21 protein-coding genes and 4 tRNA genes are annotated in these 20710 nt (G+C 42.3%); 10 read left to right on the forward strand and 15 right to left on the reverse strand.

Going from position 1 to position 20710, the window contains the following annotated elements:
• Positions 1-8: 8 nt before the first annotated feature.
• Complete coding sequence (locus B9T38_RS00795; RefSeq protein WP_086194976.1) at positions 9-1910, forward strand: Lnb N-terminal periplasmic domain-containing protein; 1902 nt, start codon at positions 9-11, stop codon at positions 1908-1910.
• 140 nt (positions 1911-2050) lie between these two features.
• The gene (locus B9T38_RS00800) at positions 2051-3427 is read left to right on the forward strand and encodes a diguanylate cyclase (protein WP_086194977.1); all 1377 of its coding nucleotides are present in this window, start codon (positions 2051-2053) and stop codon (positions 3425-3427) included.
• A 56-nt stretch (positions 3428-3483) separates the two neighbouring features.
• Here B9T38_RS00800 and B9T38_RS00805 read toward each other — a convergent pair whose 3' ends face one another.
• From B9T38_RS00805 to B9T38_RS00830, 6 genes are all read right to left on the reverse strand, one after another.
• A complete protein-coding gene (locus B9T38_RS00805) occupies positions 3484-3843 on the reverse strand; it encodes a cupin domain-containing protein (protein ID WP_086194978.1) in 360 nt (119 codons plus the stop codon).
• Between the two features lie 113 nt (positions 3844-3956).
• The gene (folE, locus tag B9T38_RS00810) at positions 3957-4505 is read right to left on the reverse strand and encodes a GTP cyclohydrolase I FolE (RefSeq protein ID WP_171263138.1); all 549 of its coding nucleotides are present in this window, start codon (positions 4503-4505) and stop codon (positions 3957-3959) included.
• A 94-nt stretch (positions 4506-4599) separates the two neighbouring features.
• Entirely contained in the window at positions 4600-5289 is a 690-nt protein-coding gene (locus B9T38_RS00815; protein WP_086194980.1) for a Smr/MutS family protein, read from the reverse strand.
• A gap of 15 nt (positions 5290-5304) precedes the next feature.
• Positions 5305-6111 carry an indole-3-glycerol phosphate synthase TrpC gene (trpC, locus tag B9T38_RS00820; RefSeq protein WP_086194981.1) on the reverse strand — a complete coding sequence of 269 codons (807 nt, stop codon included), beginning with the start codon at positions 6109-6111 and terminating at the stop codon, positions 5305-5307.
• Between the two features lie 18 nt (positions 6112-6129).
• The gene (gene trpD, locus B9T38_RS00825) at positions 6130-7176 is read right to left on the reverse strand and encodes an anthranilate phosphoribosyltransferase (protein WP_086194982.1); all 1047 of its coding nucleotides are present in this window, start codon (positions 7174-7176) and stop codon (positions 6130-6132) included.
• 17 nt (positions 7177-7193) lie between these two features.
• Positions 7194-7778, reverse strand: coding sequence for an anthranilate synthase component II (locus tag B9T38_RS00830; protein WP_086194983.1), 585 nt, complete (start codon positions 7776-7778; stop codon positions 7194-7196).
• Between the two features lie 965 nt (positions 7779-8743).
• Here B9T38_RS00830 and glnA point away from each other — a divergent pair.
• The 4 genes from glnA (at position 8744) to ubiA (ending at position 12027) form a co-directional block, all read left to right on the forward strand.
• Positions 8744-10159, forward strand: coding sequence for a type I glutamate--ammonia ligase (glnA, locus tag B9T38_RS00835; protein ID WP_171263131.1), 1416 nt, complete (start codon positions 8744-8746; stop codon positions 10157-10159).
• Between the two features lie 92 nt (positions 10160-10251).
• Positions 10252-10527 carry a hypothetical protein gene (locus B9T38_RS00840; RefSeq protein WP_086194985.1) on the forward strand — a complete coding sequence of 92 codons (276 nt, stop codon included), beginning with the start codon at positions 10252-10254 and terminating at the stop codon, positions 10525-10527.
• Positions 10528-10630: 103 nt separating this feature from the next.
• A complete protein-coding gene (locus B9T38_RS00845; RefSeq protein ID WP_086194986.1) occupies positions 10631-11131 on the forward strand; it encodes a chorismate--pyruvate lyase family protein in 501 nt (166 codons plus the stop codon).
• A 17-nt stretch (positions 11132-11148) separates the two neighbouring features.
• Positions 11149-12027 (forward strand): 4-hydroxybenzoate octaprenyltransferase, encoded by an 879-nt coding sequence (ubiA, locus tag B9T38_RS00850; protein ID WP_086194987.1) that lies wholly within the window; start codon positions 11149-11151, stop codon positions 12025-12027.
• Positions 12028-12108: 81 nt separating this feature from the next.
• Here ubiA and B9T38_RS00855 read toward each other — a convergent pair whose 3' ends face one another.
• Positions 12109-12993 carry a LysR family transcriptional regulator gene (locus B9T38_RS00855; RefSeq protein ID WP_086194988.1) on the reverse strand — a complete coding sequence of 295 codons (885 nt, stop codon included), beginning with the start codon at positions 12991-12993 and terminating at the stop codon, positions 12109-12111.
• Between the two features lie 188 nt (positions 12994-13181).
• Here B9T38_RS00855 and B9T38_RS00860 point away from each other — a divergent pair, with 188 nt between their 5' ends.
• Positions 13182-14924, forward strand: coding sequence for an FAD-dependent monooxygenase (locus tag B9T38_RS00860; protein ID WP_086194989.1), 1743 nt, complete (start codon positions 13182-13184; stop codon positions 14922-14924).
• Between the two features lie 141 nt (positions 14925-15065).
• Positions 15066-15311: a hypothetical protein gene (locus tag B9T38_RS00865; RefSeq protein ID WP_086194990.1), complete on the forward strand. Its 246-nt coding sequence runs from the start codon at positions 15066-15068 to the stop codon at positions 15309-15311.
• 58 nt (positions 15312-15369) lie between these two features.
• On the opposite strand, the gene B9T38_RS00870 is transcribed toward B9T38_RS00865, so the two are convergent.
• From B9T38_RS00870 to B9T38_RS00900, 7 genes are all read right to left on the reverse strand, one after another.
• The gene (locus B9T38_RS00870) at positions 15370-15816 is read right to left on the reverse strand and encodes a DUF2726 domain-containing protein (RefSeq protein WP_086195135.1); all 447 of its coding nucleotides are present in this window, start codon (positions 15814-15816) and stop codon (positions 15370-15372) included.
• A 54-nt stretch (positions 15817-15870) separates the two neighbouring features.
• Positions 15871-15946: transfer RNA gene (locus B9T38_RS00875), tRNA-Asn, on the reverse strand.
• Between the two features lie 103 nt (positions 15947-16049).
• Complete coding sequence (locus tag B9T38_RS00880; RefSeq protein ID WP_086194991.1) at positions 16050-16355, reverse strand: hypothetical protein; 306 nt, start codon at positions 16353-16355, stop codon at positions 16050-16052.
• Between the two features lie 198 nt (positions 16356-16553).
• Positions 16554-16629: transfer RNA gene (locus B9T38_RS00885), tRNA-Asn, on the reverse strand.
• Between the two features lie 5 nt (positions 16630-16634).
• A tRNA-Asn gene (locus B9T38_RS00890) sits at positions 16635-16710 on the reverse strand.
• Between the two features lie 158 nt (positions 16711-16868).
• Positions 16869-17495: a superoxide dismutase SodB gene (sodB, locus tag B9T38_RS00895; protein ID WP_086195136.1), complete on the reverse strand. Its 627-nt coding sequence runs from the start codon at positions 17493-17495 to the stop codon at positions 16869-16871.
• A gap of 150 nt (positions 17496-17645) precedes the next feature.
• Entirely contained in the window at positions 17646-18404 is a 759-nt protein-coding gene (locus B9T38_RS00900) for a Nif3-like dinuclear metal center hexameric protein (RefSeq protein ID WP_086194992.1), read from the reverse strand.
• A gap of 170 nt (positions 18405-18574) precedes the next feature.
• On the opposite strand from B9T38_RS00900, the gene B9T38_RS00905 reads away from it, so the two are divergent.
• Positions 18575-19756, forward strand: coding sequence for a S1C family serine protease (locus tag B9T38_RS00905; protein ID WP_086194993.1), 1182 nt, complete (start codon positions 18575-18577; stop codon positions 19754-19756).
• A 167-nt stretch (positions 19757-19923) separates the two neighbouring features.
• On the opposite strand, the gene B9T38_RS00910 is transcribed toward B9T38_RS00905, so the two are convergent.
• Positions 19924-19999, reverse strand: a tRNA-Asn gene (locus B9T38_RS00910).
• Positions 20000-20237: 238 nt separating this feature from the next.
• On the opposite strand from B9T38_RS00910, the gene B9T38_RS00915 reads away from it, so the two are divergent.
• A complete protein-coding gene (locus B9T38_RS00915; RefSeq protein ID WP_086194994.1) occupies positions 20238-20696 on the forward strand; it encodes a hypothetical protein in 459 nt (152 codons plus the stop codon).
• Positions 20697-20710: the final 14 nt, after the last annotated feature.

A 20710-nucleotide genomic window follows, 5' to 3' on the forward strand; every position in this document is an offset into this window, starting at 1 on the left:
CAATTTGCATGAAATCACTTGCATTCGTTTTTGCTTTAACCTTTTCCACAATGACCTACTCGGCAACGGCTATTCAAAGTATTGAAGCTTATATCGCTCAGCCCTACATGGAACGTGCAGCACAACAAAAACTAGACCAAGACATCACCTGGCTCAGACTCATGTATGCCGATAAACAAGGACAAAGTGAAGTCAGCTATGCAGGTTATTTCTTATCGCCAAATGGTCAAGTTGATTTAAAACAAGAATTGCAGGCCAATATTCAGGCCTTATTTCAACCCGCAGCGCCGAATCAGTCGCTGCGTTGTCGCTTTCCTGCACGTAGTCATTGGTTAATGCAGCAATTGCATATTCAAGAAGAGCAATTACCTACAGTGACTTGTCCGGAACTTGACGACTGGATTGGTCAGATCAAGCCTTATAAAGCCACACTGATTTATGCAACCGACTTTATGGGTAATCCCAGTTCGATGTTTGGGCATACCTTGTTGCGTTTGGATCCTAAAGATCAAAAACAACTGAATTTAGTTTCCTATGCCGTGAATTATGCAGCCACAGTCACGAATGGTGAAGGTTGGTCTTTTGCATGGAATGGCCTGACCGGGCAGTATCCGGGAGAATATTCCTTAATGCCTTATTATCGCAAGGTAAAAGAATATGGGGATATGGAAAGCCGGGATTTGTGGGAATATGAACTCAGCCTGACACCTGAGGAAACCCGATTTTTAGTGCAGCACATTTGGGAAATGAAACATGTGAGTTTTCCTTATTATTTTGTCAGTGATAACTGTGCTTATCGTTTATTGGGTTTAATGGATCTGGTTCGTCCAGCGCTGAATTTAAAACAGCAATTTAAAGTCGCAGCCATTCCTGTTGAAACCATGAAAGCCATTGAGCGGCAGGGTTTAGTCAAGGAAACGATCTATAGGCCGGCTTTAGAAACCCAGCTGTTATCGCAAGCTAGACAGCATGGCAAAAGTCTGGCTAAAGTGGCGCATCAAGTCGCTTTTGCCGAACCTATAGAAATGTCTAGGCAAATGGGGGCGTATCAGGACTTGGATAAAGCCAAGATTTTAGAAATGGCCTATGATTATTTATACCTGCAATTTATCGGGCGTAAAGTTGAGCCAGTTTTTGCCCAGCCACGCTTGCGCCAGCTATTGAGTATGCGCAGTGAAATAGATCTGGAAAAACAACGCCAACAACCACAACGCCCTAAAGTAGACCCTACTCAAGCGCATGATGCCCGTCATTTTTCGGTCAATATGGGGGAGTTACAGGGTGAGAAGTTCGTCGAGTTGGGACATCGTCAGGCTTATCATGACCTGATTGATCCGCAAGGGGGCTTCAGGACGGGTACGCAGTTGCTATTTTGGGATGGTTCAATCCAGTATCGTGATGATGAGTTGAAACTTGAACATTTTGATGTTCTGAGCGTGAATTCTTATAACCCGATGACCCCCTTTAAAACGCCACTCAGCTGGGGTTTTAACTTGGGCTGGAAGCAGGAAGCTTTGGATCAAAAGGGTCAGTTCAGTGAGCAGGAACAGCACGGGATTGCCAATTTACAGGTTCAGATGGGCTATAGCTATGCAAACCCGGCACGTGAACATTTGTGCTATATGCAACTGCAAAACCATATACAGGCCGGCAAGGCTTTAGATCAGGGCTGGCGTGTCGGGATGGGACCGACCATAGGCTGTCAAAATATCTGGTCAGATCACATCAATAGTCTGCTACAGCTGGAATTACCGTATTGGGGAGATTCCAAGCAATGGCAACTTAAACTGAACACCCAGTGGCAATATGTCCTGAATCCGCAAAATGTCATTCGTTTTAATTGGCAATACCAGCAACAAGATCATAAGGACTGGATGAAAACCAGTCTGGGCTATGTACGTTTTTTTTAATACTTTATAAAAATAAATTTATTTTTTCTCATTACTTATGAAAAAACATCGAATAGTTCACAAAGTTATTTTTATTAAAATTTGTTATATTAGTCATCTAAACATCTCCCTCATATTCAAAAGCTGTTGGAATCAATTGTATGAATACTGAAAGTATTGCTGTGCTTGCCGCACAATGGAAGTCGGTTTGCCAGGACTTTTCAACAACTGATTTAAATGACACTTTTCAATTTATTCAAGCGCATTCCCAGACCCTGGTCGATGAGTTTTATAAAGATATAATGCAGGAAAAGGAAGCATCCTATTTCTTATCCGATGATATGGTTCAGAACCGCTTAAAAACCACGCTGAATCAATGGTTAATTGATTGCTTTAATGTGCCCTTGCAGCAGAACTTTATCGAGATTGTCGAAAAGCAGCTGATGGTGGGTAAAGTCCATGCGCGTATCGGCATTCCATCCTGGCTGATTATGCGGGGTATCGGTGAAATTGAAAAGAAAGTCTTTTTGCTTCAGACCGAGCAGACGCAAGAAAACCGTCTGGCCATTGCAGCGTATATTGTGCAGATACTGGGTTTTGCTTCGGAAATTATGTGTCGCTCCTATGAAGTCAATCTGGAAAAAAATAATGACACAAAACATACTTATCGTTTATTTTCTGCCATGCAGGATGTGTCGGCGCAAAAGGACAAGCAACGCAGCTCATTATTAGACTGGGAAAATGAACTGATGTTTAAGGTATTTTCGGATGAGCCGAAATTTACACATTCCTTGCTGTCAAAATCTGAATTTGGCTTATGGTTTATCCATAAAGCTGCTTATGCATTTACTGGGACCGAGCAGGTCTCGACCATTATTGACCGTATTCACCAGATTGATTTGCTGAGCCAGCAAGTTTTAAATGCCACTGAAAGAGAGCAGGCCATTCAGCTGATCCAGCATATTCGTGAAAATAATAGGGAGATTCAGCATCTGGTCGATCAGCTGTTTCAGGTGGCTGACTATATCGACTCGGGCAGTGATTCCCTCACTCAACTGCTCAATCGACGCTATTTACATACCATTGTTTCGCGTGAAATTAATTTTTCCCGTAAAAATAATGCCCCCTTGTCTTTGCTGGCCATAGATGCCGATTACTTTAAACGGATTAATGACAAATTCGGCCATGCAGCGGGTGATTCAGCTTTAAAGTTTATTGGTGAAGTGCTGCTCACTTCCATTAAGGGCAGTGATTATGCATTCCGTGCAGGTGGGGAAGAGTTTTTATTGCTGCTGGTAGACAGCGATTTGGTTCGGGCAAAAGAGATTGCAGAACAGGTGCGTACCCGGATTCAGGAAACCACCATTCGTACCAGCATGGGCATCAGTTTTAATTTTACAGTCAGTATCGGCTGTGCACTTTATGATGGCCATCCAGACTATCAGCGTTTTCTGGATGCAGCAGATGCAGCACTCTATGCGGCAAAAAATAATGGCCGGAACTGTATTCAAGTCACCAAGCAAGTTGCGAGTGTTTAATTTGGAAAAATCAAATCGATGAATAAAAAACTCCTCATATTCAGATTTTTCTGAAGTTAGGCTTCGACAATCACGTAGTATTTTTTCACAGCTTCAATGACTTCAAATGTTCCCGTAAAGCCTGGAGGAATAACACCCGCATTTCCTGCACTTACTTCAATATAAGTGCCATTCGCTTGGTCGTGGATGCGAACGATACCTTCAATCACCTGAAAGAATTCCTGTTTATTGTCGGCAAACTGAATATTCCAGCTACCCACTTCACAGTGCCAGATGCCACAGTCCATATTGGGATGTTCATACAGGCTATACGTTTTACGTTGAGGATTGCCTTGAACCAAACGGTCAGGGCGGGGGTAATCAATTGATTTTTCAGCGTGCGTTAAACCTTGTCCAGCTAACAGAATTTGCGACATGATCGGTCCTTAATATATGTGCTTCAATCAGGAGATATCAATTTTTGTACGGTGTTATTTAACCACACACAAAAAAAGCCTCAATCGCTATTGAGGCTTTTTTTAGAATTAAATTAATAGCTTTCAGGCAAGGCAGCCAAAAATTCACGACGTTCATCTTTATTGGTTTTGAAATCACCCACAAAAGACACAGTACGGGTAGTCGATTCCTGTTTGCCTACACCGCGCATCATCATGCACATATGCGCAGAATCAATCATTACCGCAACACCACGTGCTTGAGTCACTTCAGCCACCGCCTCAGCAATTTGCTGGGTCAGATTTTCCTGAATTTGCAAACGGCGTGCAAACATTTCAGTAATGCGGGCAAATTTGGATAAACCCAAAACCTGACCTTCAGGTAAATAGGCGATATGCACACGGCCATAGAACGGCAATAAATGATGTTCGCAGAGTGAATAGAATTCGATATTTTTGACCAAGACCATTTCATGGTTGTCAGAAGGGAAGACCGCATTATTGGTCACTTCTTCCAAAGTTTTGCTATATCCAGACGTTAAATACGAAAAAGCTTTAGCAGCACGCATTGGCGTATCTTTAAGACCAGGACGATTAAGATCTTCACCAACGGCAGTTAAAATGTTGGCGTAGGATTGCTGCATAGACATAAGACGTGTTCACTTACACTGATATTGAACAAGGACGGCATTGTAGCAGAAAACCGCTACAATGCCCTGTTTTAGAGAAAAATTCCGATTACTGTTTGAATTTTGGGTTCTTTTCTGCACGTTTTAGCAGAACCAGAACAGCACCGGTGCCCCCTTGCTTTTCAGGTGCACTGACAAAGGCTAAAACATCACGGTGCTGACGCAGCCAGCCATTGACATAGGTCTTTAAAATGGCTTCAGGACCTTTGCCGTGCACAATTTTAATGACATTCTGATTTTCATCTTTAGCCATTTGAATAATCTGGAGCACCGCAACACGGGCTTCTTCCACCGTACAGCCATGCAAATCAACCGCTTCAAACCAGCGCAGGTTACCTGCTTTTAAATCTTCAAATACTTTATGCTGCAAAGTTGCAATCCGATAGCTTAAGGTCGCCTGACTGGCTACCGGATTGAGCATGGCCTGTGTATCAGACAACTCTGCCTCATCGGTTTGCATCGGGCCGGTCGCAGCTGCACGTTTCGCTAAAGTTTGTGCATCCGGTTTTTTCTTTGATGCTTTTTCAAGTTTTGCAATATTGCTGGTGTCCATCTTTTTGACACCTTGCATTTGCTTTTGAAAAAGCGCGAAGTCATCTTCCTGCTCTTGTTCAGCAGTCTTTTGCACAGGCTCAGGCTGCTTCGTAATCTTCGAGGAATGCGGATTAGTGATTTGCTTTTTAAAAGATTTCAGTAAATTGTACTGATCTTTCGAAAGCGAAGAATCATGTTTACTCATAATCTTAATTATTCATCAAACAGTTTCAGGCTGACCAAATAATGCCGTAAAGGCATGATCTGGACGAGGCTGTTTCATAAAACTTTCACCCACAAGGAAGGCATGAATATCATGTTCTTGCATCATGTGGACATCATCTGGTGTGGCAATGCCGCTTTCAGTCACCAATAAACGTGAGGGTTCGAGTAATTTTTTCAAACGCAGCGATGTATTTAAATCGACATCAAAGGTTTTTAAATTGCGGTTGTTTACACCCAGCAAGCAACGTTCTGAAAGTTTCAGTGCACGTTCCAGCTCATCTTCATCGTGTACTTCAACCAGTACATCTAAGTTGTGCTCAAATGCGGTTTTAGACATTTCTTCCAGTTGCTGGTCAGACAGACATGCCACAATTAAAAGAATACAGTCTGCATGCAGGGCACGGGCTTCAATCACGCCATAAGGGTCAATCAGGAAATCCTTGCGTAATGCCGGCAGGGCACAGTGCGAACGGGCAATCTGGATATTTTCGTCGGCACCCTGGAAAAAGTCCACATCTGTCAGTACAGACAGGCAGGCTGCGCCAGCGTCTTCATACTGCTGGGCAATTTCAGCAGGATTAAAGTTCTCACGAATCACGCCTTTAGAAGGAGAGGCTTTTTTGATTTCTGCAATCACACCTGGGCGCTTGTGTTGTAAAGACTGTGCAAAACCACGCACAGGCGTTGCTGCTTGTGCCAGTTCCTCCACATCTTTATAGCTGCGTTGCTTAAGACGGGCAGCAAATTCTTCCTGCTTACGGTCGACAATTTTGCCTAAAATTGTATTTGCGATATCTACCATGATCTTTGTCCTACCGTCTTAAGCTTCGTATTCTTTTAAAGTTTTGGTGAATTCAGACAAAATACCCATTTTTTCTAAAGCTTGACCGCCATAGATAATGTCATGGGCCAAAGCGACACCTTGCTTATAGCTATGGGTCAAGCCTGAAACGTAGATTCCTGCACCGGCATTGAGTGCAATCATATTTGCCGCCTTTTCACCGATTGCAGATTTTTTCTTGCCTAAAGCATCTTTAATTAAAGCCAGGCTTTCAGCTGCACTATCTACAGAAAGGCCGGTTAAAGTTTGCGATTCAATGTCGACTGCTTCAGGCTGAATTTCCCATTCCGTGATTTCACTATCTTTCAGTTCAGCCACATAAGTTGAAGAGGCAAGACTGATTTCATCTAGACCATCTTTGGAATGCACTACCATGGCATGTTCTGCGCCCAGCTGTTTCAATACTTCAGCCATTGGGCGACAAAGTTCAGTGGAAAATACGCCAATCACAAAGCGTTTCACCCCAGCTGGATTGGTGAGCGGGCCAAGCAGGTTGAAAATACTGCGAAAGCCGAGTTCTTTACGCGGACCAGCAGCATATTTCATCGCTTTATGGTGATTTGGTGCAAACAGAAATCCGACGCCCATTTCACGGATGCAGCGTTCAGTTTGTTGCATGTTCAGGTCAAGATTAATTCCTGCCTGTTCAAGCAAATCAGAAGAACCTGATTTGGATGACACACCACGGCCACCATGTTTGGCAATGGTAGCACCAGCAGCTGCAATGACAAAGCTTGATGCAGTCGATACGTTAAACAGGTTCTGGCCGTCACCCCCTGTACCCACAATATCAACTAAATGTGGAAGATCGCTGACATCAATTTTAATTGCAAATTCACGCATCACGCGTGCAGCAGCAGTAATTTCATCAATACTTTCGCCTTTTAAGCGCAGTCCCATCATCAAGGCACCAATCTGAGCATCAGTGGCCTGACCATTCATGATGGTACGCATCACGTCTTCCATTTGCGGTTGAGTGAGTTCGATATTTTTAGTGATGTTATTTAAAGCTTGTTGAATATTCATAATCTTTGTAGCGCTCATTATGCGTAAATTTCTAAAAAGTTTTTAAAGATCTGATGACCGTGCTCACTCAGAATGGATTCAGGATGGAACTGCACGCCTTCAACCGGCAATGTCTTATGTTTCACACCCATGATCTCTTCCATAGAGCCATCTTCTTCATTAGTCCAGCAGGTCACTTCCAGGCATTCTGGCAATGTCGCCTGATCAATCACCAGTGAGTGATAGCGCGTTGCAGAAAATGGGGAAGGGAGATTACTGAAAATCCCTTTATTGCTGTGATACATGTCCGATAAACGGCCATGCATGACTTTTTTAGCCCGAATCACATTTCCACCAAAAGCTTGTCCAATACTTTGATGTCCCAGGCATACGCCCAATAGGGGGATTTTACCGGCAAAGTGCTGGATCGCTGGAATGGAAATACCTGCTTCGGAAGGAGAACAAGGGCCAGGACCAATGACGAGATACTTTGGTTGCCATCGCTCGATATCTTCCAATGTCACGGCATCATTACGGACTACTTTTACTTCCTGATTTAACTCGCCAAAATACTGCACGATGTTGTAGGTAAAAGAGTCATAGTTGTCGATCATTAAAAGCATGAGCTAACCTATTGAAATTTGCGCACATATATGTGCTCGAATAGTCCAAGAATACTCGCATGATTCAGATTTTCACTGCCTGGTCCAACTTAAACTAAAGGCAGTAAAACGGCTAAAAAAATGGAGTGCGAATCATCATAGCAAAAAATAAACATTTTCGGCTGAACTATTTCCATGATAATGATTTTATAGAAATCACTACATGAGAATAAGCTGATTTATTTGCATTTTATGTGGAAGAAAATTCATCGAAGATGAGGTTAATCATCTTATGTTATTTTGAAAATATGCTACAAGTACCATCTCCATTTAAAAGCTTAATATAAGATACTTAGTTTGTATTAGTAATAAACTATTTTTAAGTAAGTATGGCGCTAGTTAAATTAATGTGATTGAAGTTTGGCTTCATAAAGGTTCATAAAACTGTTGCAATCAGATTGGCAGCTTGTCACCAAAATGGCGCAGAGTATTTCACGCTTTCGACAGTTTGAAATATCTGCAATTTAAGGGCCAAAAATAAAAAACATATCTATAATAATAAGATAGCTTGTATTTATGCTTTAGCTGGGTTTTAGCTTGAAAGAGAAAATGCTGAAAATATTCAATAATGAAATCATTAACATGACAGAAAATTAATTATTAAGAATTTATTTTAAGCGGAACTGATGGATATTCAGGCAAATCGCAAGAAAAATAGGACTCTTATAAAAGGGAAAAATAAATATGCACCAATTTGATACACTAAAAGCTACTTTTCAAGTAAATGTGATTATGAGTGTTTGAATATGGTGCATTTAGATTTACACACAGTATAATAGCAACAAAGCAAAAGGCTCAAATCTTCTATTCTGATAAAGAATTCAACATTTTAGCTTTGCTTTTTAAAAGTTGGTACGAGAATTGCTTTATAGACACCAACTACTAACACGCACTTAGCAGGTGCAACAAAAAATCATCGGAGCAAAATGAGCATGGCGAACAAGGTCCTTCAACTCATCCAAGAAAGTGGCGCAAAATGGGTCGATTTTCGCTTTACTGATACTAAGGGTAAAGAGCAGCACGTAACTTACCCTGCAGATACAATCGACGAAGATACTTTTGAAGACGGTAAAATGTTTGACGGTTCTTCAATTGCTGGTTGGAAAGGCATTGAAGCATCTGACATGATCTTGCGTCCAGACGCTGAAACATGTTTCCTTGACCCGTTCTTCGCTGAAGCTACAGTTGTGGTAACTTGTGACGTAATCGAGCCATCTACTGGTCAAGGTTATGAACGTGACCCACGCTCTATCGCTCGCCGTGCAGAAGAATACTTAAAATCAACAGGTATCGGTGATACTGCATTCTTCGGTCCAGAACCAGAATTCTTCGTTTTTGACGAAGTAAAATGGGACATCGACATGTCTGGCGCGCGCCACACATTGATCGCTGAAGAAGCTGCCTGGTCTACTGGTAAAGATTACGAAGCTGGTAACTCTGGTCACCGTCCACGTGTTAAAGGCGGTTACTTCCCAGTTCCTCCTGTAGATTCTTCACAAGATATGCGTGCTGATATGTGTGCCCGTATTGAAGACATCATGGGCCCAGGTCGTGTGGAAGTACATCACCATGAAGTTGCATCTTGCCAGTTAGAAATTGGTGTGAGCTTCAATACTATGGTGCGTAAAGCTGACGAAGTTCAACAGTTTAAATATGCAGTTTGGAACGTTGCACACCAATATGCTAAAACTGCGACTTTCATGCCTAAACCAATGGTAGGTGACAACGGTTCTGGTATGCACGTGCATATGTCAATCTCTAAAGATGGCAAGAACCTGTTTGCTGGTGATGAATATGCAGGCCTTTCTGAAATGGCATTGTACTTCATCGGTGGTGTGATCAAGCATGCTCGTTCATTGAATGCGATCACTAACCCATCTACTAACTCGTACAAACGTTTAGTTCCACATTTCGAAGCGCCGATCATGCTTGCTTATTCAGCACGTAACCGTTCTGCTTCTATCCGTATTCCTTACGTTTCTAGCCCTAAAGGCAAGCGTATTGAAGCACGTTTCCCAGATCCAATGATGAACCCGTACTTAGGTTTCGCTGCATTGTTGATGGCTGGTCTTGACGGTATTCAAAACAAGATTCACCCAGGTGAAGCTGCTGACAAGAACTTGTATGATCTTCCTCCTGAAGAAGAAGCTAAAATCCCTACAGTGGCTCACAGCCTGGATATGGCGCTTGAAGCTCTTGCAGCCGATCATGATTACCTGCTTAAAGGTGGCGTGTTCACTAAAGAAATGCTTGAAGCCTATATCGAACTTAAAACTGAAGAAGTACGTCGTCTGAACACGACTACTCACCCAGTTGAATTTGATATGTATTACAGCCTGTAATTCATATTCGAATTTAGGTTCAAGAAAAACCCGCGCTTGTCGCGGGTTTTTTTTGTATGATCTATTCAATTACTTGAAGTATGTACACGACTATGGCGCAGCGTAAAAAGCACACCGGTTTCTTTCCTTGGATTGATCCAAAGGATCATGAAAAAGGATTTAAACTGAACTTTTCAGAAGTGACTTATATTGAGGTTGGGCGAACAGTGGAAGGCTATAAGCAAGCCGAATTCGTCGCTCTGGAAAATCCTGAATTGGCTCTGGATTATGCTTATCCTAAAAGTTTTTATTTAACTGCCGAAGGCATGATTTTAATTAGGACTCCGCAGGGGAAATTTGAAGTCATCGCCAAAACAGACAACAGTTAAACCAAAATTTCATTTTAAATTAAATGATAACAAGTAAGCTCCAGTCTTCTGAATATCATTTAAACTGTGTATAAATTTTCATATTTTTAAGAGCTTTATGGTTATGCGTGAACCGCTTGCATACGCAAATCAAAATTCAACTATTTTACCTGCATTAAAATCGTGGTTATATGCTTCAGGTTCACTGACACAACAATTAACCGATTTTGCGGGTGGGGTATTCAAGGTCCAGCCTATTGAAGAGCACTATCAGCGGCTTCTACGTGCCGATGCACAATGGATGAATATGCCGCATCAGCATACCTCCTGGGTACGTGAAAGCTATTTATATGGTTGTGATGCAGAGCCGTGGGTCAAAGCGAAAAGCATTTTTCCAATCCTAAGCTTGCAGCGTCGGGCACGCCTTTTTAAGCATATTGGTAAAAAACCGATCGGATGGTTTTTATTTCAACGCACAAACCCTATATGTCAGCGTCGTGTCATTCTGCTGGAAGATGGCTGGACACGGCAAAGTTGCTATACTTGGCATGGTTGTAAATTTATTGTGCAGGAAACTTTTTTACCTGCATTTGAGCAATTTATTCAACAAAAAATTAAACAGTAATCTGGTTAAGGATTGTCATGGCAACTGCGCATCAAATTACCTGGCGTGAACGCCTGGAAGCTTATTATTATCTCTGTCGTTTTGATAAGCCGATTGGTACGGAACTGGTGTTTTGGCCAACCATGTGGGCGTTATGGATTGCCAATCAGGGTATGCCATCCATCAGCATTTTGATTCCCATGATTTTGGGCACGATTTTTATGCGTGCGGCAGGCTGTGCCATTAATGATTTTGCCGACCGAAAAGTAGATGCACATGTGGAACGGACTAAAACCCGTCCACTGGCGACCGGAATTATCAGTGCCAAAGAAGCAATATATGTATTTTTAGCTCTGGTTGCTACCAGTGCCTGTATGTTGTTCTTTTTGCCGATTGAAACCTTTTACTGGTCATTTGGGGCTTTGTTTCTGGCGTTTATCTATCCGTTTATGAAGCGCTATACCCATTTGCCACAAGTCTTTCTTGGCGCGGCATTTTCATGGTCCATTCCGATGGCCTATACCGCAGTGGGACAGACACCGGATTTAACCTGCTGGCTTTTGTATTTTGGTAATCTGGCCTGGACGGTAGCGTATGACACGCAGTATGCCATTACCGACCGTGAGTATGATTTAAAGATCGGGGTAAAATCCACAGCGATTTTATTTGGCAAATATGACATTGAAATTATTTCTTTATTGCAAGTCCTCAGCCTTGTATTGATTGGCAGTGCCCTATATCTGGAAAGTCTGTTAATGCCATTTGGTTTAATCGCATTGCTATGCGTTGCTGCAGATTTTATCTATCAATGGAGCAAAACCCATGACCGTGATCCGCAGCGCTGTTTTTGGGCATTCCGTCATAACCGCTGGGTAGGCCTCATGATTTTTGCCGGAATTTTTCTCACTTTGCTTTAGTGATTATTTGAAGTAAAAATCGTCATAAAAAAGTATCCGTATGGATACTTTTTTATTATGGGTTAAATGTAGGCTGCGACATCAGCTCAACTGAGTTTGTATCTTTAGTTCTTGGGTAATAAACTGCAGTGCGGCATTTTTTGAATTTTTTCTAAAACTGGCATACAGCTGCAAGGTTGGAAGTTCAAAATCGGTCGCAATCACTTGCACATGATCGCTGAGAAATTTCAGCAGATATTCCGGAACGAAACTAAAGCCCAATCCCATATTAATCATATTGATATGTTGCAGGACATTGGTCACCCAGTGCATCTGATGATGCGGTAGATGTTTAAGCTGCAATTGTTGATTGATTTTTTCATAAAATACCGGCGAAGCACTTTGCTCACACATGATGATGTTCTGTTTTCTCAGGTACTCACGGTTGATCTGATGTTTAGAGGGGTGTAATTTTTCTGCTGCTACAACATAGATTTTTTCAGTCAGTAAGCACAGGTTTTCATAATCATCATGCTGCACGGCATAACGGGTAAAGGTCAGGTCGAGTTCAGCATTCTTTAGGCGCTGAATCTGTTCAATGCAGGTCAGGCTTTGTACATGAATGTGCAGATCCGGAATTTGCTGCTTGAGTTTGTCTAGAATTAAGGGCATGACCTTCAGTTCTGCCACATTTAAAAAGCCAATATAAATCTGGTTGTTTTTATTGTAGGCGACCTGACGTGCAGCAGAGATAGCGAGCTGGGCATTTTCCAGCGCATTCTGTGCATAAGGTAAAAAGGCTTCACCTTCATCAGTTAGACGGATTTTTTTAGCAGAGCGGTCAAACAATAATACCCCAACTTCTTCTTCCAGGTCTTTAATCTGCTGGCTTAATGAAGGCTGTGCGGTAAACATTTTTTCGGCCGCCTTGGTGAAACTGCCTTGCTGAACTACGCTGACAAAATATCTTAAATGACGTAATTCCATAATTCACCACACCTATAAACCCGATTGCACAGTCTCTTTCTGAGCTGATGCCGCAAATCAGATTATGAAATGTGGCAGACCTAAAAACTATGCAACCATAGTTTAAGTCTATGGGTGTTCTGCAAAATAACGTGGTTGCATACACTGAGATCAGACAGCTGAAGGGTGACATTGAAAAGGAGTAGCTGATGTCTGAGCAATTTGATACGGATGTGCTGGTGGTGGGAACAGGTCCTGCGGGATCAACCTTGGGACTGGCACTGGCCAATTATGGTATTAAAGTCCAGCTTTTTACCCAGTTTAGCTGGCTAGCCAACAGTCCACGTGCACATATTACCAATCAGCGGGCCATGGAAGTGTTGCGTGATCTCGGCGTAGAAGAACAGGTCAAGCAGATTGCCACGCCCTGGGAACAGATGGGGGAAAGCCTGATTACCACCAGTCTGGTCGGGGAAGAAATTGCCCGTTTAAGTGCCTGGGGTACTGGTGATGAACGACATGGTGATTATATCAAGGGCAGTCCCTGTCCATTGGTGGATCTGATCCAGCCGAAAATGGAAGCATTGTTAGCAAAGAATGCCGCCGAACGTGGTGCGATTTATAACTTTAATACAGAATATCTGTCTCATACTCAGGATGAACACGGTGTGACGGCAACCTTTCTAAACCGGATTACCAATACCGAGTTTAGCTTACGTGCCAAATATCTGGTGGGTATGGATGGTGCACGCTCTAAAATTGTCGAGCAGTTAAATCTGCCGCTTGAAGGCGTCATGGCGCGTGCCGGTACTGTGTATGTGACATTTAAGGCGGATTTAAGCCAATATGTGCAGCATCGTCCAGCAATCCTGCAATGGATTGTTAACCCCGAAGCCAGTTTTGGTGATTTGGGTATGGGGCTACTGCGCGCTATTACCCCATGGAATGAGTGGATTATGGGTTGGGGCTTTGATATTTCCAAAGGTGAGCCGCAGGTGACTGAGGAGCAGGTTCGTGCTCGCCTGAATGCCTTTGTTGGGACTGAAGTTGAAGAAGTAGAAATTCAAAAACTGTCGTATTGGTATGTAAATCAGACTTGGGTGACAGAGTATTCCAAAGGTCGTGTGTTCTGTGGTGGTGATGCAGTACACCGTCATCCACCATCCAGTGGTTTAGGCTCGAATACCTGCATGCAGGATGCCTTTAACCTCGGCTGGAAACTGGCCTATGCGGTGAAAGGCTGGGCCAAAGAAAGCTTGTTGGATTCTTATACTCGTGAGCGTGCACCTGTAGGCAAGCAGATAGTCGCCCGTGCTAATCAATCCCGCTTCGATTATAAGCATCTCAAAGAAGTCTTTGGTTTTGATCATGGTGTAACAACACATGTAGAAATGTTGCAGCGAATTTTCGCTGAAGATGACGCGGGTGCCGAGATTCGTCAAAAATTATTCCAGGCGCTCGAGATTAAGCATTTCGAATTTAATGCCCAAGGGGTAGAGCTGAATCAGCGTTATGATTCAAATGCTGTGATTGCCGAGGCGACAGCGGAAACCTTTATGCAAGATTCGCAGCTTTACTTGCAGGCAACGACACGCCCGGGGGCAAAAGTGCCGCATACCTGGCTGATTAATGCCAAAGGACAGAAGCAATCGACCTTAGATATCGTAGGACAGGGCCGCTTTACCTTGTTGACCGGGCTGTCTGGTACAGGCTGGAAAAATGCGGTGCATGCTATGAATTTACCTTATCTGGATGTGATTCAGATTGGTTCCCGCGAATACCGCGATGTTTACGGAACCTGGAACCAGAAATCTGAAATCCATGAAGCGGGTGCGGTACTGGTACGTCCGGATGGTTATGTGGCTTGGCGAATGCAAGACAAGCCTGAAGCAGACTTTGATTATCTTAAAACCTTGCAAGAGGTATTGCAGCAAATTCAGCTTGCTGTCTGACTGTAGAGATAAAAAGCCGGTTTCGACCGGCTTTTTTGATGCGAGTTTACAAAGCAGGTGAATGATCTGTTGAGACAGCACAGGGTTTTGTTATATTGGACAGGCAAATTTAGTGTGTATATAGATTGACAGGTATTGATTATGTCGCAGTCAGGCGCGAAGCCCAATCCCAAGAAGATGATTATTCTGATGAGTCTTGGTTTACTTATCCCGATTTTTCTGGTCTCTATGGCCTATCTGGCAGTCAGTAGCGACGAGAAAAACCAGCAAAAATATCAACAGCAGCAGGCTGAAATGCTGGAACGGATCAAAGCCCGTGAAGCAGCTGAACAGGCTGCTTCTAAGCCCACTGTAGAGCTATCTGAACAGCAAGCCAGAAATAATTGAGATCGATACTGAATTCAGCCACCGCATCATACGGTGGCTTTTTTATGTCGAAATGGAGTTAATTTAAAATGTCTTTTTTTAAGTTGTGGGTACTTGGAATATCGGTATAGCGATAGACCTGATAGCCTGCTTCGTTCAGCATGGCATCACGCTCGGCATCTTCCTGTTCCTTACCTATATGGCTGGGATCATCCAGTTCAATAATCGCGACCACTTCGAGCTTTTGATTCAGTAAAACGAAGTCGGTGACTTTACGGTTAAACTTGTTACGGATCTTAAAGTTGTCATTGGTGATTAATGCGCTAAAAGCAACTTGAGCCAAAATATGATGTTGTGGAAAGGCTTCTTTCAGCCGGATAAACATTTTACTTTCAAAAGGCGTGATCACACGTTTAGGGAAAAATTTCTGCTGTGGTTTGAACAGTTGCTGAAAAACAAGGGTCAGCAAGGCAAGAGTGGCAATGCAACCAATAATAAAAAAAGTGGCTTGGCTTGAGTCGAACACAATAAAATCTTGATATAAGAAAAAACCCACTCTGTTGAGTGGGTTTTTAGAATTTGGCTCTCCAACCTGGGCTCGAACCAGGGACCTGCGGATTAACAGTCCGTCGCTCTACCGACTGAGCTATTGGAGAATCTGGTACGCATTCTATGTATCTCAGCTTACAGGGTCAAGAGTTTAGTGTTAAAAAAGCCATGAAAATGAATTGAATGTTTTAAAAATAAACTTATTGCTAGTTATTTAAGTGATTTTATTAGGTCTATATAGTTTTCTTTGCTTTGTAATGGTTGGGCTTGACGGCATTCGTCCAGCAATTTCATCACTTCAGCTTGGGTAAGCTCAGGTTTGAGTTGCTGCTGAATGTGTTTTAAAACCTCCGGGTTCTTTTTGACTAAATTACGGGTGCAATGAAACAGGCGTTCATACATGAGCGCGGAAGCCTGCTTTTTATTTTCAGAATTTTGACTACATTGAAACACGGCGAACATCACAACAATCAAAATAATCCAGAAAATGAGAGATTTTAACCAGGTGGCATTCATAGCAGTTTATTAGAATATTGTTATTAGAATGAAAATAACCAAATTTTAATCAGCGAACAAGAGATAGGAGAATGATCTACAATTTTAATAAAAAGTGATGACTCAAAAGTAGAGATCGTAAAAGTGCAGATTGCAGGAAATGTAAATCTGCTGAATAAAAAAAAGCCCACTTCGCAATGAGTGGGCTTTTTAGAATTTTGGCTCTTCCACCTGGGCTCGAACCAGGGACCTGCGGATTAACAGTCCGTCGCTCTACCGACTGAGCTATGGAAGAATAGATGGCTCTCCAACCTGGGCTCGAACCAGGGACCTGCGGATTAACAGTCCGTCGCTCTACCGACTGAGCTATTGGAGAATCTGATGCGCATTTTAGGGATGAAAACTAAAGTCGTCAACAAGATAATGTAAAGAAATGAATTATTTGCTTTATTAATATGCGTTTGGGTTCTGAAAATAAAAAAATCACCCATAAAGGGTGATTTTTTAAGCAAAAAATAAAAAATATTTTATTTCTTATTTTTCAACGCCAGCAGCTTGACCAGCATATTTAGCATTTGCGTAATCCCAGTTTACCAAGCTTTCCAGGAAAGTTTTGATATAAGCAGGACGTGCATTGCGGAAGTCGATGTAGTAAGCATGTTCCCAAACGTCAATAGTCAACACAGCAACTTTACCATGAGCAAGTGGAGTGTCGGCATTTGAAGTTTTAAGGATAGAAAGGTTGCCATTTACTTCATCAGCAACCAACCAAGCCCAGCCTGAACCGAATTGAGTGGTTGCAGCAGCAGCAAATTCTTCAGCAAATTTTTCATAAGAACCGAAAGCTTCATCAATTTTAGCCGCTAAAGCACCAGTCGCTTTACCACCACCATTTTTAGCCATACAGTTCCAGTAGAATGTATGGTTCCAAACTTGAGCCGCGTTGTTGAATACGCCAACTTTAGCAGCATCACCAGCAGATGCTTTAATGATTTCTTCTAAAGTTTTACCTTCAAGGTCTGTGCCTTTGATCAGGTTATTCAAGTTTACAACGTAAGTGTTGTGGTGTTTGTCGTGATGGTATTCTAAAGTTTCTTTGCTGATGTGCGGAGCAAGATCTTCATAACCGTATGGAAGTGCCGGTAAAGTAATCGTTGTCATGTCTTCAATTCCTTGCATTTTGCTGGGTTTTAACATTAAGTCGCTTTATTGTAATAGATTCTTGAGGAAAATTGCGCATTGCTTATAAATAACAATACAGAATAAAGCCTCAATTTATACGTATAAAGAAAATGTTAAACCGTCATTAAATTAAATCGGATTGTTTAATTCGAAGTAACTATACTCAATATCGAACTGTTCTGAAATAGCTTTTGCCAGACGTTGTACTCCATAACGTTCGGTGGCATGATGCCCGCAGGCATAGTAGTGCACATTCAGTTCTTTGGCCTCATAAAAAGTCCGTTCACTGACCTCACCGGAAATGTACGCATCACAGTTTTGCTCCGCCGCTTTACCAATAAAATCTTGCGCGCCACCGGTACAATAAGCCACTTTCTGAATGCTGGTTTTTTCGGCAGGAAGATGAATGGCATTAAAATTTAAACGTTCAGAGACATACTGTTTAAAGTCTTCAGCAGACATGGCGTTTTTTAAATAACCAATATTGCCAATCGGGTTGCGTTTATCTGGATCTAAAGCTTCAATATTTTCTAATGCTAACATCTCGGCAATCGCGGCATTATTACCTAAAGTAGGGTGACTATCTAAAGGTAAGTGATAGCCGACCAGTGAGATATCATGCTGAATCAGGCTTTTAATACGTTTACCGCGCATACCTGTAATCGGGTAGGGTTCACCTTTCCAGAAATAGCCATGATGCACCAGCAGTAAGTCGGCACCTTGTTTAATTGCAGCCTCAATCGCATCCTGAGATGCCGTAACAGCACACAAAATTCTACTAATCTCCGGTTTGCCTTCTATTTGTAAGCCATTTGGTGCATAGTCTTTAAATTCGTGTGATTTCAGGGTTTGATCACACCACTGAATAATCTCGCTGAGCTTTGCCATAAATTTCTCAAAAGCCTTAATATTGAATATCATCAAAAGATATTTTGAATTGTAACTAAAGCAGCACAAAACTCTGAATTATTTTTAAGTTTCCTGCTGTATTTCATTTTACAATGGCCAATAAATTACTTAGTCATCAACGAATTAAAATATTGTTAGAGGAAATTACCGTGCGCCGCACCTTTTCATGGTTACCTTGGGTTTTACTTGTTTTAGTCACTCTCGGTTTTCTTGTCTGGCAACATTCTCAGAAGCCGCAAGCCCCTGTTGCATCTGACGGTATAAAAATGCCCAGAGAAAAAGTCGAGCCTTTAGTTAATACCAACAGGGCGGGTGCAGTCGAATCTTACAGTAATGCCGTGAAAGTGGCGGCTCCTGCGGTGGTAAATATTTTCACTACCCAGAAAGTGAATAAAGCAGAGCACCCTTTGTTAAATGACCCTGCATTTCGCGAGTTTTTTGGTGATCAGGTCCCTGAACAGTTTGATCAGGAGCAAAATGAAAACAGTCTGGGGTCGGGTGTTATTGTACGTTCAGATGGCTATATCTTGACCAACAATCATGTAATTGCTCAGGCTGAACAGATTGTGGTGGGTCTGAATGATGGACGCCGTGCAGTCGCTAAAGTGATTGGCACAGACCCGGATTCCGATCTGGCGGTCATTAAGATTGAGCTGGATAAACTGCCAGTTTTGCCTTTTAAACTCAGCGGCAATGAAGTTGGGGATGTGGTACTTGCCATTGGCAACCCATTCGGTGTGGGACAAACGGTCACTCAAGGGATTATTTCCGCCATCAACCGTTCAGATTTGGGCATTAATACTTATGAAGACTTCATTCAAACCGATGCGGCGATTAATCCGGGGAACTCGGGTGGGGCACTGATTGATGTGGCTGGTAATCTGATTGGTGTGAATACGGCTATTTTCTCGCAATCCGGTGGTTCATTGGGAATCGGTTTTGCCATTCCTGCGAAAGTGTGTCAGCAAATTCTAAATTCAATTCTGAAAGACGGTCGTGTAGTTCGCGGCTGGTTGGGCATTAGTCTCATGCCAGTACAACAGGACAATATTCTTGAACCTAAGCAAACTGGTGTAGTCGTTGCTGACGTACTTCCTCGTGGTCCTGCAGCCAAGGCGGGAATTAAAAAGGGTGATAAAATTATCCAGGTCAATGGAGAACAGATTACTTCTGCTTCCCACTTGATTAATTATGTAGCCTTGCAAGCGCCGAATAGCACCATTAAAGTTGAAGTGGTACGAGATGAGCAGCCATTAACCCTGAATGTGGTGGTGACTGAACGTAAAGCACAGAATAATAATTCACAATATATTCCTTTACCTCAACAATAAAAACAATCCTGCTATTGATCCACGTTGAGGTGAATGAACACAGAAAAAGCGCATTTCGATGCGCTTTTTTTTTATGACCTGGCTTAGGGTTTATCTGATGACTAGATAATTATAGATTATTTAGGTAATAAAAAAGCCCGCTTTAGTGCTGCGGGCTTTTTTGTATTTGGCTCTCCAACCTGGGCTCGAACCAGGGACCTGCGGATTAACAGTCCGTCGCTCTACCGACTGAGCTATTGGAGAATCTGCATGCGATTATAAGCAGATTTTACAGGGGGTCAAGCTAAAAGTGTCATGATTCCTTAATTTTTATGCCGTATGCTTTTTATTTAAACAACTCAATTAAAAATCCTAAAAAAACTTGCACAGCCAAAACTGGATTGTTAGATTAAATGCATAACAGAGCGTTTGAATGTAAGTTCAAACAGTGTGGATTTAAACCAACTTGCCAGCACTAAAATGGCTAAACAGGAGAAAGCGAATGCATACGCTGACGATTGCCGAAATTTTTTCAAATTTATCTTTTTATCAAGACAACTACCTTTCTATTATTCAAGACCCGCAGCGTTATCAGACCGCTGTTGAGGATGCTTACATCCAGGTGTGGCCTGTCGGAACTCAAGTCTTATATTTGGGTGACTTGTTGCAGCTTTGGTTTAGCGATAAATGGTTGATTAATTCACCTTGTCAATTGCTGCTGGATAGTTATTCGAATGGTCGCAAGCAACCTTTGCAACGTGATCATGATCTGTATTTGTATCAGTTGAATGGCAGCGCTTTATCTGGACGCAACAATTCTAAAGTATGGTCGGTGTCGGAACAGAAGAAACTATCTGTATCACTTGATAGCGTATTTAAATATTTATGTATCTATAAGGGAACTTCACGTCCGGAAGTGGCTTTATCTGCTCTAACAAAATCATTTAAATCGGCCGTTTAATCATGTACTCGCAC

It is taken from the genome of Acinetobacter sp. ANC 4218, from assembly GCF_002135245.1.
In the GTDB taxonomy this organism is placed as follows: Bacteria; Pseudomonadota; Gammaproteobacteria; order Pseudomonadales; family Moraxellaceae; genus Acinetobacter.